The sequence below is a fragment of the Bacillus sp. FSL R5-0286 genome (assembly GCF_038593245.1).
Classification (GTDB): domain Bacteria; phylum Bacillota; class Bacilli; order Bacillales; family Bacillaceae; genus Bacillus; species Bacillus altitudinis.
In genome coordinates this window covers 3,043,613-3,056,211 of record NZ_CP151977.1, presented here as the reverse complement: position 1 = coordinate 3,056,211, position 12,599 = coordinate 3,043,613, and the positions used below count along the sequence as shown (strand labels likewise).

Sequence of the window (12,599 nt, the reverse complement as noted above, 5' to 3'; positions counted from 1 at the left end):
AACGTGAACAAATTGATTTTCATCATTATAAGAGATGGGGGAGTTTGATGAAAGCCTTTTTAGATGAGCAGTTTTTATTAAACAGTCAAACGGCGGAAAAGCTATACCATGAGTTTGCAAAGAACCTTCCGATTATTGATTACCATTGTCATTTAAGTCCAAAAGAAATCTATGAAAATAAAACGTTCCAAAATATAACCGAAGCATGGCTTTACGGAGATCATTACAAATGGCGCGCCATGAGAGCAAATGGGATACCTGAAACACATATCACAGGAGATGCATCAGATTATGAGAAATTTTTAGCATGGGCGAAAACCGTTCCGATGACGATTGGAAATCCTCTCTATCACTGGACCCACCTAGAGCTAAGACGGTATTTTGATGTTGAAGAACTTTTGAATGAAGAAAGCGCAGACATCATCTGGAAAAAAGTAAATAAAAAGTTGAAAGGAGACGGATTTGGTGCGAGAGATTTCATTGTGAAATCAAATGTTGAAACGGTTGTGACGACAGACGATCCGGTTGATTCGTTGATTTATCACCAACAACTGCGGGAAGAAGGCTTTTCTGTGCAAGTGCTGCCAGGGTTTCGGCCAGATAAGGCATTAGATATCACAAATGACTTGTTTATCGAGTATGTTCAGCAGCTGGCGGAGGTTTCATCTATCCAGATCGAATCCTATCAAGACTTCATAAAAGCACTTCATCTGCGAATCGATTTCTTTCATGAACAGGGCTGTTTGATTTCAGATCATGCCATCAATGAAATGACGTACGAAGACACGACGGAAGAAGAAGCTACGATCATTTTTCATAAAAGAATGTCTGGACATCCATTGACGGAAAAGGAGAAGGTTCAATTTAAAACGCACACATTCATTGAACTAGGTCAGGTATATGCTCAGCGGGGATGGGCGATGCAGCTTCATATCAATGCGCTCAGAAACAACAATTCAAAAATGTTTGAGCGGCTTGGACCAGATACCGGATATGATGCAATGAATGATGAAGACATTGCAAAACCTCTTTGCCGCGTATTAGATCGGTTAGAACAAGCACATGCATTGCCAAAAACCATCCTCTATTCCTTGAATCCAAGGGACAATGTGGTGATTTCAACGATAGCTGGAAGTTTTCAAGATGGAAAGACCCCTGGGAAAATGCAGCATGGAACAGCTTGGTGGTTTAATGATACAAAGCAGGGAATGACAGAGCAGATGATGGCACTTTCCAGTATCGGACTGATCAGCCGATTTATTGGGATGCTGACAGATTCACGAAGCTTCCTGTCTTACACAAGACATGAATATTTTCGTAGACTGTTATGTGACATCATTGGAGATTGGGTGGAAAAAGGTGAAGCGCCTAATGATCTCAATTTGCTAGGGGGAATGGTAAAAGGAATCAGCTATGAAAATGCAAAGCAGTATTTTCAATTTGAACGGGCAAATGAGCTTCCGCATAAAAGCAAGATGATATGAACAAAAAGCAAGAATATGAAAGCGTTTTTATGATAAGATGATAAAAAATCATAAAAGGCGGAATAGCATGACAGTCACAATCAAAGATATAGCAAAATTGGCAAACGTTTCTCATACCACAGTATCAAGGGCTTTGAATAATAGTCCTTTTATTAAAGAGAAAACAAAACAAAACATCTTGTCGATTGCAAAACAGCTGAATTACTCACCGAATGTCCATGCCAGAGGCCTTGTCTCGCAAAAATCATTTACAATTGGTCTGTTTTTTACGAGTTTAACAGAAGGCACATCCTCAAGTTTCTTTGTTGATGCATTAAAAGGCGTCAACAGTGTGATAACAGAAAACTATCATTTGGTTGTAAGAGGAATTGACGATTTTCACGATTACACAACCATTCATAAACAGCGGTATGATGGTATTTTGCTCATGAGCCAAAGCGAGCATGATGAAGCGTTTATCCATCATGTGAAAAAGCAGGGCATTCCCATTATTGTACTGAATCGCCGTGTAGAAAGTAATCAAGTGATGAATATATTAGCAGATGATGGTGAAGGTGCATACCAAGCTGCACACTATTTCATTCAGCAGGGGCATAAACAAATTGCCATTATTGAAGGGAAAGAAGGGTTTAAATCCACACAGGAAAGAAAAGCTGGTTTTCTGCAAGCACTCATTGACCATCATGTACCCATGAAGAAAGAATACATGATCACAGGCGACTATCATATGAAGAGCGGCTATGAATCAATGGAAGCCTTACTCACTCTTGATGATCCACCAACTGCCCTTTTTTGCTCAAACGATGACATGGCGATTGGTGCGATGAATGCATTGTTTGCAAAAGGTAAAAGGTGTCCTGATGATCTCTCTATTATCGGTTTTGATGATATTTCATTTTCATCTTATACAACGCCTGCCCTCACAACAGTCAAAAAGCCAATTGAAAAAATGTGTGCGCTTGGAGCAGAAGCGATCCTTTCAGTCATCAACGGTGAAAAGCAAGAAGACGATCATCTGGAAAAATTGTATGTCCACACAGAGCTGATGATTAGAGATTCAGTAAAAAAGGTGCAGTAATCAGCATCTTTTAAATAAAAATGTTCACGTGTGCAAAAAATACGGGGAGGAAAAGCGTTTGAGACGATTATCCAAAGATGTGTACCCAGTGGCTGAATATCCTGAAACCATTCTACAAATTGGCGAAGGGAACTTTATGCGGGGATTTATGAATTGGCAGATTCAGAAGCTAAACGACTGTACAGATTTTAAAGGAAGAGCAGTGGTTGTTCCTCCTCGAAAAGGATCAGTGACTGCTCTAAATGAACAAGATGGTTTGTACACTTTATGTATTCAAGGATTTCATGACCAAAAAGAAATGAACGAACGGATCGTCATTCAATCCATCAGCAGGGGAATCAGCACATATACAGATTATGAAGCCTTTTTACATGTAGCGGAAAGTCCTGATGTGCGCTTTGTCTTTTCTAATACAACAGAGGCAGGACTTGTGTTAAGAAAAGAGGACCGATTAGAAGATCGGCCGCAAGCAAGTTTTCCAGGAAAGCTGACAGCCTTCTTGTATCACCGCTTCAAAGCTTTTTCTGGAGATGAGAAAAAGGGCTTGATCATTTTACCTTGTGAATTGATTGAACAAAACGGTGATCGATTAAGAGAATATGTGATCACAATGGCAGCTGAGTGGAATCTTCCGCCTGATTTTGTGGCTTGGGTGAAGGAAGCCAACACATTCTGTAATACGTTAGTTGATCGGATTGTCCCAGGCTTTTCTCAGGAAGCAGCGGAGACTGTTCAAAAAGAAGAGGGGTATATCGATGAATTGCTTGTCACGGCAGAATATTATCACCTGTTTGTCATTGAAGCACCTTCGTTTGTTCAAAAAGAGCTTCCTTTTCAAGAAGCAGGGTTAAACGTACTTTTTGTGGAAGATATCGCTCCCTATCGTATGAGCAAGGTTCGCATTTTAAACGGTGCGCATACAGCGATGGTGCCGATTGCATATGCATGTGGCTTGGATACTGTCAAAAAAGCGGTGGGTGATGAGCATGTTGGTGTGTTCATTCGCCGCATGCTTGAGGAGGAGGTGCTGCCAAGTTTGCCACTTCCTGAAGAAGAGCTGCTTCTTTATACACAATCCGTTTGGGATCGATTCTGCAACCCTTTTGTCAAACATCAATTACTAGATATTGCCTTAAATGGTGTATCTAAATTTCGGGCACGTATTCTCCCGTCTCTTCTAGATTATATAGAGCTAAAAAAACAGTTGCCTACGAAGCTTATGTTCTCACTGAGCAGTTTGATTTATTTTTATCAAGTCCATGCAGATCAAATAAAGGATGATGAGTCTGTGATGGCATTCATGAAGGAAGCATGGGAGGAAGTGGACCATTCCTATGAATTAATGGTCGATCGACTTCTTTCAAACGAAGTTTTATGGGGGATGGATTTGACGAGGATCGCAGGGCTGAAGGATGCAGTAGCCGAGCAGCTCACCTGCATACATGAAAATGGCATGAGAGCTGCTGTTCACCAAATACTTCAATATGAAAGTCAGGGGGAGAAGGCATGAGGGACTTTGTTGTGATTCATCCTTCAGATAATGTTGGCATCGCTTTAAAAGTGCTTGAGCAAGGCGAAGAGCTTCAGCACCAAGGTCATACAATCATTTTAAAAGAAACCGTTGCTAAAGGTCATAAATTTGCATTGGCTGAGATCAAAGAAAAAGAGAATATCATCAAATATGGCTACCCCATTGGTCATGCATCCACTGCGATTTCGACTGGAGAATGGGTGCATACGCACAATATCAAAACGAATCTATCAGGTAAGCTCGATTACGAATACCGCCCTTCTTTAACAGAAAACCCCTATGAAAAAACGAATCTGACATTCAAAGGGTATAAACGAAAAAATGGCGCAAGTGGTATACGAAATGAGCTTTGGATTGTCCCAACAGTTGGGTGTGTCAATGGCATTGCCGATCAAATCATTCAAATATTTACCGCTGAAATGGGGGGGAGCATCCATCCTTTTGAAACGGCGTTAGTATTAAAGCACAATTATGGATGCTCACAACTTGGGGATGATCATGAAAACACAAAAACAATACTTCAAAATGCGGTAAAGCACCCAAATGCTGGAGGTGTTCTCGTTCTAGGGCTTGGCTGTGAAAACAATGACATTGAGGATTTTAAAGCTACATTAGGGGATTATGACCAGACGAGGGTGAAATTTTTAAGAAGCCAAGAAGTAGGGGATGAGATTGAGACAGGTGTCGCTTTACTCAAGGAAATTTATGACGCAGCGAAAGAAGATCAGCGTGAAGACATTCCGTTATCTGAGCTGAAAATTGGCTTGAAATGCGGAGGATCAGATGGGTTTTCAGGCATTACCGCAAATCCACTTTTAGGTAGACTGTCCGATTTCATTGTGGCTCAAGGAGGGACCACCGTCTTAACAGAAGTACCGGAAATGTTCGGGGCTGAAACGATCTTAATGGAGAGAGCGGAATCAAAAGCGACATTCGACAATATTATGCAGATGATCAATGATTTTAAACAATACTTTATGGATCATCGACAGCCAGTATATGAAAATCCTTCCCCGGGAAATAAAGCAGGAGGAATTTCGACATTAGAAGATAAATCTCTCGGCTGCACACAAAAAGCGGGTACTTCCGTTATAAAGGATGTTTTAACATACGGGGAGCTGCTAAAACGAAAAGGATTGAATTTATTAAGTGCGCCCGGGAATGATTTGGTTGCTTCATCTGCTCTCGCAGCGTCTGGCTGTCAGCTCGTCCTCTTTACAACAGGCAGAGGCACACCGTTTGGCACATTTGTTCCAACGATGAAGGTATCGACCAATACCGCTTTATATGAAACAAAAAAACATTGGATCGACTTTAATGCGGGGGAATTGCTTGAAGATGTACCAGAAGATGTGGTGCTAGAGAAATTCATTGCCACGGTGATTGATGTGGCGAGTGGAAAGCTGTTAAATCATGAAAAAAACAATTTTAGAGAGCTGGCCATTTTTAAAACAGGTGTGACACTTTAAGACGTCTGGGGGATGAGGAAATGTCTAAAAAACGGAATTTGATGTATGTGACAGCAGGAACAGTACTAACAGGAATTGGACTCGCACGTTTAGCAAAGCAAGGGAAAAAAGACAAGGAAACAAATGGCATAGATCATGTGTTAAAGCAGATAAAAGCGCCAAAGTTCCCAGATCGTGAATTCAATGTCATTCATTATGGTGCAGATAACAAAGGGATAGAGCTTTCGACAAATGCTATTCAGTCTGCCATCGATGATGCACATCGTTTGAAAGGAGGGCGTGTGCTGATTCCTGAAGGGACATTTTTGACAGGCGCTCTAGAATTGAAAAGCAATGTAGAGCTTCATCTTCATGAAAACGCCTATGTGACCTTCAGCCAAGATACACGTGATTATCTCCCGCTTGTTCTAACAAGATATGAAGGAATTGAGCTTTATAATTATTCACCACTTATTTATGCCCATCATGCAGAAAACATCGCGATTACAGGAGCAGGCACGCTGGACGGGAGGGGGGATGAACACCACTGGTGGCCTTGGAAGTATGGAACAAATGGTCAACCCTCTCAAGATCGGGATCGTCAGCTTCTTTTTGAAATGGCTGAAAAAAGAATACCAGTGGAAGAAAGAGTGTTTGGCGAAGGCCATTATTTAAGATCAAGCTTTATCCAGCCATACAATTGCCAAAACATTCTCATTGAAGGAGTAACAGTAAAGGATTCACCGATGTGGCAAGTCCATCCGGTGTTAAGTGAAAACGTCATCGTCCGTGGGGTGAATATCATCGGTCATGGCCCAAATACAGATGGTGTGAATCCAGAGTCGTGCCGACATGTGCTCATTGAAGATTGTTATTTTGATAATGGCGATGATTGTATTGCCATTAAATCGGGCAGAAATGAGGACGGCCGGAGAATCGGTGTTCCATCTGAAAACATCGTCATTCGTAGAAATACGATGCGTGATGGTCATGGCGGAGTAACGATCGGGAGTGAAATCTCTGGAGGCGTCAAGTATGTATATGCAGAGGATAATGTCATGGACAGTCCGAACCTAGACAGGGCATTGCGCATTAAGACCAACTCTGTCAGGGGCGGTACCATTGAACACATCTATTTTAAAAACAATCTAGTGAAAAGCTTAAAGCATGAGGTGGTCTGTATCGACATGATGTATGAGGAAGGGGATGCCGGTCCGCATAGGCCTGTAGTCCGTCATATTGAAGTAGAAGGGTTAAAAAGCAGCGGAGGACGATATGGCGTGAAGATCGCCGCATACTCACATTCCCCGGTCACACACTTTAAAATGAAAGACTGTGTCATTGACGATGTCACGTACCCTCTTTCATTGGAACATGCAGTATCTCCTTCATTTCAGAAAGTTGTCATTAATGGTGAACATATCAACCAATAGCGGAAGTGAAAACAGCCACGTCAAAGGCTGTTTTTCTTTTATAAGGACAGACAAGACGTATTCGGAATCACATATACAACCTATCTGCACTGTAGTATAATATTCCCGAAATTAGAAAAGAATTGACGAAAGAGATGACGTCAAGCAGTACATAAAGCAGGGGGTTTATTGATGAAGAAGTTAACTGGTATTTGGCTATCATTGTTACTTGTGATCGGTGTTTTAGCAGGGTGTGCAGGTGCGGAAACGGACCAAAAAACAAACAGTTCAAAGCCTAAAGAGACAGCGGCTGCGGCATTTCCTGTATCCATCAAAGATGCAGCTGGTAAAACCGTTGAAATCAAAGAACAGCCTAAACGAATTGTTTCGTTAATTCCAAGTAATACAGAGGTTGCCTATGCCCTTGGCCTTGGAGATAAAATCGTTGGTAGATCAGACTTTGACAACTATCCAAAGGAAGTAGAAAAGGTGGAGAAGATTGGCGGTCTTGATTTCAATGTAGAGAAGGTTATTTCCTTAAAACCTGATCTTGTCTTAGCACATGCATCACAAATGAGTTCAAAAGACGGATTTAAACAGCTTGAAGATGCAGGTATTCAAGTGCTGACTGTTAATGATGCAGCCTCTTTCAAAGATGTGTATAAGTCTATCCATATGATTGGTGAAGCAGCTGGCGTAAAAGAGGCATCAACGAAGCTTGTAGATGAGATGAAATCAAAACTGAATGACATCAAAAAACAAGCAGAATCCATCTCCAAAGACAAACAAAAAACAGTTTTTGTCGAAGTATCAGGTGCGCCTGAAATTTATACAACAGGTAAACAAACGTTTATGGACGAAATGTTGTCTGTCATTCATGCAAAAAATGCTGCTGGCGACCAAACAGGCTGGGTGCAAATGACGGAAGAATCAATTATTAAACGAAATCCTGATGCCATAGTTACGATTGATGGCGCAAGTTTAGCTGATCTGAAAAAAAGAGACGGCTGGAAGGCGATCAAAGCAGTCAAAGAAAAACAAGTCTTTCAATTGAATACGGATCTGGCATCAAGACCGGGACCGCGATTGGTTGAAGGAGTGGAGGCTCTTGCGAAAAGCATCTATCCTGACACGTTCAAATAAAATCATCATCGCATACACAGCAAGTGCTTTACTTCTTGTCGTGAGCATTGGAATGGGAATCTCATTTGGCAGTTTAGGGATTCCCATTCCTTCTATACTTCGGATCTTTGTTCATGAAGTATTTGGAATCGAGGCAGGAACCATTGATACAATTGACCGCAATATTATGATGAATATCCGGCTGCCGAGAGTGATATTAGCGGCGTTAGTCGGAGCAGCTCTGGCGTTATCTGGTGCAGCCTTTCAAGGTTTATTAAAAAATCCTCTCGCTGACCCTTATACACTTGGGGTATCTCAAGGGGCATCTGTGGGAGCTGTAGCCACATTGTTTTTCAGTTTGCAGTTTCCTTTGCTTGGCAGTTTTACACTGCCTTTTTTGAGTATGACAACAGCGCTTGTCACACTATGTCTCGTCCTCTTTTTTGCCCGTATGGTTCACCGAGGAATGAGCATTTCTTCTTTAATTTTGACGGGGGTCATCTTTAGCTCTTTTTTAGGAGCCCTCATTTCATTAATGATTGCGTTAACAGGTGATGATTTAAAAGAGATTATTCATTGGCTTCTAGGCAGTGTGTCTATGAGAGGCTGGCGATACATTGCTCTTTTCCTTCCTTTTTTCCTCATTGGTACATTTGCACTGATCTTGATGGGAAGAGATTTGAATGTGATGACATATGGCGAAGAAAAGGCAAAACTGTTAGGGGTGCATGTGAAACGGAGCAAATATGTGGTGTTGCTTGCTGGTTCCATTCTGACTGGAAGTGCGGTGGCTGTGTCAGGAACGATCGGATTTGTAGGACTGGTGATTCCGCATTTTATCCGTCTTTTATCCATTACGGATCATCGTCATTTGCTGCCTTTGTCGATGCTGAATGGTGCTTCCTTTCTCGTTTTAGCAGATGTGCTCTCCCGTACGATCATTGAACCGACTGAATTGCCTATTGGCATCATTACGGCGTTAATTGGTGCTCCTGTCTTTGGCATCATCCTCATCCGCAGATATAGAGGAGGGACGCATCTATGATTCAAGTGAAGGAAGTTAGAGGAGGATATGGTGAAAAAGAGGTCATTCACGGCGTGAGTTTTGAAGTGGAGCGAGGGGAATTCCTCGGCATCCTTGGTCCGAATGGGAGCGGTAAGACGACGCTACTTAAAATGATCGCAGGTATTTTAGCACCTGAGAGCGGCCAAGTAACACTAGATGGCCATCCAGTTCAATCCTACCGGCCCAAGGCACTTGCGCAAAAATTGGCGGTTCTTCCCCAGAAGACCGATCAAGCCTTTTCATTTACAGTGGAAGAAACGGTCCAGTTTGGGCGTTATCCTTATCAGAAAGGATGGCTACAATCTGTTACAAAAGAAGATATCGAGATTGTCAGCAAGGTGATGGACCAAACAGATATTGCTCAATTTAAGGATCAATCCATCCACGAGTTAAGCGGTGGAGAACAGCAGCGGGTTTACTTAGCCCAAGCGCTGGCTCAGTGCCCTGACTATTTATTGCTGGATGAACCAACCAGTTTTCTTGATTTAGCCTATCAAAAAGAGTTACTCGATTTGATTAAACAAGAGACGGTTTCCTCTAACTTAACGGTGATCGGTGTGTTTCATGATGTGAACATTGCCAGTTTGTATTGTGACCGTCTGCTTTTGCTGAATGAAGGAAAGTTGGACATGCTGGGAGAACCGCATCATGTGTTGACCACCGAACGGGTGAACCGGGTGTATGAAACAGATGTAACACCTCTCCAACATCCACTGCGGGCAAACCCTCAGCTGGTAATTGAACCTGCGTCCATCTCTGAACATTCAAGGCTGAACTTAGCGGATGGGTGGAAAACATATGGCGCAAACGGAATGACATTTTCTACTCATCAGCCATTGCGCATCCTTTCATCACATGAGAAAAGCGGGGGTTTCTTTTGGACGCGGTCCCTTGGCACGGGAACTGAAGCACTCCATGACATGCTGGATGCTGAGGAAGGGTACTTATTTCTTGGTCAATCTGATGGGCCAAAGCAATACGCCGCTGAAGATGATGATGAAGATGTCCTTCTTTATGGGATGCATCAAGAAGGAGAGCTGTCCGTTTGGCTTGTGCTGAAAGGAACGATATCAGATGGTGCGTCTGTCCAGCTAATGGGCGAACTGATGCACTTCATTAAACAAGAGACAAGTGTCCAGGTACATCATCTTTGTATCGCTGCTGCCAATGCAGAAGAAAAGGAGCATACTGCTCATTTACATGAAAGAGTCAGACAGAAAGTGAAGCATCTTCTTCATACATTGAACGCCATGAAAAAGTGAACCGGCTGGTTCACTTTTTTGCTTAGGGATTCATGATTTTATGTTTAAATCAGTGACTTTAGTAAAACAAATACATCCTGTTCACTTCAGGGTATACTAAAAGGAACAAGCAATGGATAAGGGGGAACCTCAATGAAACTTTATACAAAAACCGGAGATCAAGGTCAAACAGGCTTGATTGGCGGGCGGGCTGATAAAGATGACGCAAGAGTAGAAGCGTACGGTACATTAGATGAGGCGAATAGTTTGATTGGACTAGCCCATGCAAACTTAAGGCAGCATGGCGAATTGTTTCAAGATATTCTATCTGAGCTGATGGTCATTCAGCATGAACTGTTTGACTGCGGCGGTGATTTAGCAGCGGTGAAACCACCGAAAGAAGGCAAGTTAAAAGAAGAATCTGTCACAGTCCTTGAAAAGCGAATGGACGTGTATGTAGAAGAAGCCGCACCGCTGACTAAATTTATTTTACCTGGGGGCCAGGAAGGTGCTGCCCTCTTACATGTAGCGCGAACAGTCGTCAGGAGAGCCGAGCGGCATATTGTGACACTCGCAAAGCAGGATGAGATTCCAGCAGTTACGCTCACATATGTGAACCGTCTATCCGACTATTTATTTGCTGCCGCCCGTATTGTGAATCATCGGCTTGGTGAAGCGGATGTTGAATATGAACGAAGTGCAGATGTGTTTCGTTCTAAATGAGGAAAAGCACTCTTCTAGTCGAAGAGTGTTCAGCGTGTAGGCAAACCCTCGCATTCTTTGTCAGTCCTGCGTGCCGGTGCTTACGAATGTCCAATTTGCTCCGCGCCAGTACTCGTTCTTCCTAGACTGCAAAGGTTTTCTATCACGCTGAAAAGAAGACAAAGGGCTAAAATCAAGTTCATTTTAGCCCTTTGTCAATAATCTGAGCACTCTTCTGGTCGAAGAGTGCTTTTTCTATGGATTCAACCGTTCAGTCTGAGCCATGTTACGACTCTGGTCGCAATCAAAGATCAATCTACGACACGTTTTGTCGGCTTCCTTTTTTGACTATAGTTAAAGCAAGGAGCAAGAAAGGAGGCATGAAGATGAAAATCACAAGTAAAACCATCATCGGTTCAATCCTGATGTTTATCGGTTTATCCATCTTCTTTGGTGGTTCATTGGGCGGGCTGATCCCGACTTTGATTGGGGCGTGGCTCATTTATGTAGGTGTCAAAAAATATGATAAAGGCAGTAAAACAACAGGGGTCATACTCTCTATTATCGGTGTATTGCTCGTCGCACAGTCACTGCCATTTTTACTCGGAATCGCATTTGCTGGAGTACTTCTCTACTTTGGTTGGAAGATGATCAATGGTGAATCTGCAAAGGAATCATCCGGCAGAACAACATATATGGAGCCAAACACGGCACCGAACATGGAAGAATCTATGCACACGTCATTTGATCAAGAATGGGAAGACTTTTTAAAGAAAAAATAAAGGGAGGAATATGAAATGGTATTAAGAAGAGTACGTGATATGTTTGTTGCAACAGTCAATGAAGGCTTAGATAAATTGGAGAATCCGCGTGTCATGCTGAATCAATATGTTCGTGATATGGAGGACGATATTGCCAAAGCGAAGCATGCGATCATTAAACAGCAAACCATTCAGCAAGGTTTCTTGAGAAAAGCAGAAGAAACAGAAGAATTTGCTGATAAGCGAAAGAAACAGGCGGAGCTGGCGTTTCATGCAGGAGAAGAAGAACTTGCACGGAAAGCACTGACTGAAATGAAGTATTTTGAAGAAAAGCACAACGAATATCAAGAAGCCTATCAGCAATCTGTTAAACAGCTGAAAGAGCTGAAAGAACAGTTGCAGCATCTAGAAACAAAGCTGCGTGATGTTAAAGACAAGAAGCAAGCGCTGATTGCAAGAGCCAATGCCGCACAGGCAAAGCAGCATATGAATGAATCTATGAATAAGGTTGATAGTGAAAGTGCTTATAAAGAATTTCTACGCATGGAGAACCGTATAGAGGAAATGGAGACAAAAGCGGGTAGTTATGCACAATTTGCCGATCAGGGTGCTTATGCTCATCTTGATTACGCTGATGAGGTTGAAAAGGAATGGCAAAAGCTTAAGCGATCAAAGCAGCTTGAGAAACAGCCGGCAAACTAATGGAAATGTGTCAAAACGGAAGAAAAACAGGATTTTTCTTCCGTTATTTGAT

The 12,599-nt window shown here is 42.3% G+C and carries 11 protein-coding genes; all 11 read left to right on the top strand.

The window, feature by feature from the left end; all coding sequences use genetic code 11:
- Nucleotides 1-47 precede the first annotated feature (47 nt).
- Nucleotides 48-1,484: a glucuronate isomerase gene (gene uxaC, locus NST24_RS15880; protein WP_342461984.1), complete on the top strand. Its 1,437-nt coding sequence runs from the start codon at nt 48-50 to the stop codon at nt 1,482-1,484.
- A 67-nt stretch (nt 1,485-1,551) separates the two neighbouring features.
- Nucleotides 1,552-2,562 (top strand): LacI family DNA-binding transcriptional regulator, encoded by a 1,011-nt coding sequence (locus NST24_RS15875; protein ID WP_163116689.1) that lies wholly within the window; start codon nt 1,552-1,554, stop codon nt 2,560-2,562.
- A 58-nt stretch (nt 2,563-2,620) separates the two neighbouring features.
- On the top strand, nt 2,621-4,072 hold the full coding sequence (locus NST24_RS15870) for a tagaturonate reductase (protein WP_342461983.1): 1,452 nt from the start codon (nt 2,621-2,623) through the stop codon (nt 4,070-4,072).
- A complete protein-coding gene (locus NST24_RS15865; protein WP_342461982.1) occupies nt 4,069-5,562 on the top strand; it encodes an altronate dehydratase family protein in 1,494 nt (497 codons plus the stop codon). Before NST24_RS15870 ends, NST24_RS15865 begins: the two co-directional genes overlap by 4 nt.
- A 20-nt stretch (nt 5,563-5,582) precedes the next feature.
- Nucleotides 5,583-6,974, top strand: coding sequence for a glycoside hydrolase family 28 protein (locus tag NST24_RS15860; protein WP_096881846.1), 1,392 nt, complete (start codon nt 5,583-5,585; stop codon nt 6,972-6,974).
- Nucleotides 6,975-7,145: 171 nt separating this feature from the next.
- Nucleotides 7,146-8,096: an ABC transporter substrate-binding protein gene (locus NST24_RS15855; RefSeq protein ID WP_039963790.1), complete on the top strand. Its 951-nt coding sequence runs from the start codon at nt 7,146-7,148 to the stop codon at nt 8,094-8,096.
- Nucleotides 8,062-9,120 carry an iron ABC transporter permease gene (locus NST24_RS15850; protein ID WP_193803837.1) on the top strand — a complete coding sequence of 353 codons (1,059 nt, stop codon included), beginning with the start codon at nt 8,062-8,064 and terminating at the stop codon, nt 9,118-9,120. The genes NST24_RS15855 and NST24_RS15850 overlap by 35 nt, the downstream gene beginning before the upstream one ends.
- Nucleotides 9,117-10,403, top strand: a complete 1,287-nt coding sequence (locus tag NST24_RS15845) for a heme ABC transporter ATP-binding protein (protein WP_342461981.1) — start codon at nt 9,117-9,119, stop codon at nt 10,401-10,403. The genes NST24_RS15850 and NST24_RS15845 overlap by 4 nt, the downstream gene beginning before the upstream one ends.
- A gap of 132 nt (nt 10,404-10,535) precedes the next feature.
- Nucleotides 10,536-11,105, top strand: coding sequence for a cob(I)yrinic acid a,c-diamide adenosyltransferase (locus NST24_RS15840; RefSeq protein WP_041507752.1), 570 nt, complete (start codon nt 10,536-10,538; stop codon nt 11,103-11,105).
- Between the two features lie 365 nt (nt 11,106-11,470).
- Nucleotides 11,471-11,866 carry a hypothetical protein gene (locus NST24_RS15835; RefSeq protein WP_024719792.1) on the top strand — a complete coding sequence of 132 codons (396 nt, stop codon included), beginning with the start codon at nt 11,471-11,473 and terminating at the stop codon, nt 11,864-11,866.
- 15 nt (nt 11,867-11,881) lie between these two features.
- Entirely contained in the window at nt 11,882-12,547 is a 666-nt protein-coding gene (locus NST24_RS15830; RefSeq protein ID WP_039168185.1) for a PspA/IM30 family protein, read from the top strand.
- Nucleotides 12,548-12,599: the final 52 nt, after the last annotated feature.

Excerpts from the sequence above, each read along its gene's own strand:
- uxaC (WP_342461984.1), top strand. The coding sequence starts at position 48 with ATGAAAGCCTTTTTAGATGAGCAGTTTTTATTAAACAGTCAAACGGCG.
- NST24_RS15875 (WP_163116689.1), top strand. The coding sequence starts at position 1,552 with ATGACAGTCACAATCAAAGATATAGCAAAATTGGCAAACGTTTCTCAT.
- NST24_RS15865 (WP_342461982.1), top strand. The coding sequence starts at position 4,069 with ATGAGGGACTTTGTTGTGATTCATCCTTCAGATAATGTTGGCATCGCT.
- NST24_RS15860 (WP_096881846.1), top strand. The coding sequence starts at position 5,583 with ATGTCTAAAAAACGGAATTTGATGTATGTGACAGCAGGAACAGTACTA.
- NST24_RS15855 (WP_039963790.1), top strand. The coding sequence starts at position 7,146 with ATGAAGAAGTTAACTGGTATTTGGCTATCATTGTTACTTGTGATCGGT.
- NST24_RS15845 (WP_342461981.1), top strand. The coding sequence starts at position 9,117 with ATGATTCAAGTGAAGGAAGTTAGAGGAGGATATGGTGAAAAAGAGGTC.
- NST24_RS15840 (WP_041507752.1), top strand. The coding sequence starts at position 10,536 with ATGAAACTTTATACAAAAACCGGAGATCAAGGTCAAACAGGCTTGATT.
- NST24_RS15835 (WP_024719792.1), top strand. The coding sequence starts at position 11,471 with ATGAAAATCACAAGTAAAACCATCATCGGTTCAATCCTGATGTTTATC.
- NST24_RS15830 (WP_039168185.1), top strand. The coding sequence starts at position 11,882 with ATGGTATTAAGAAGAGTACGTGATATGTTTGTTGCAACAGTCAATGAA.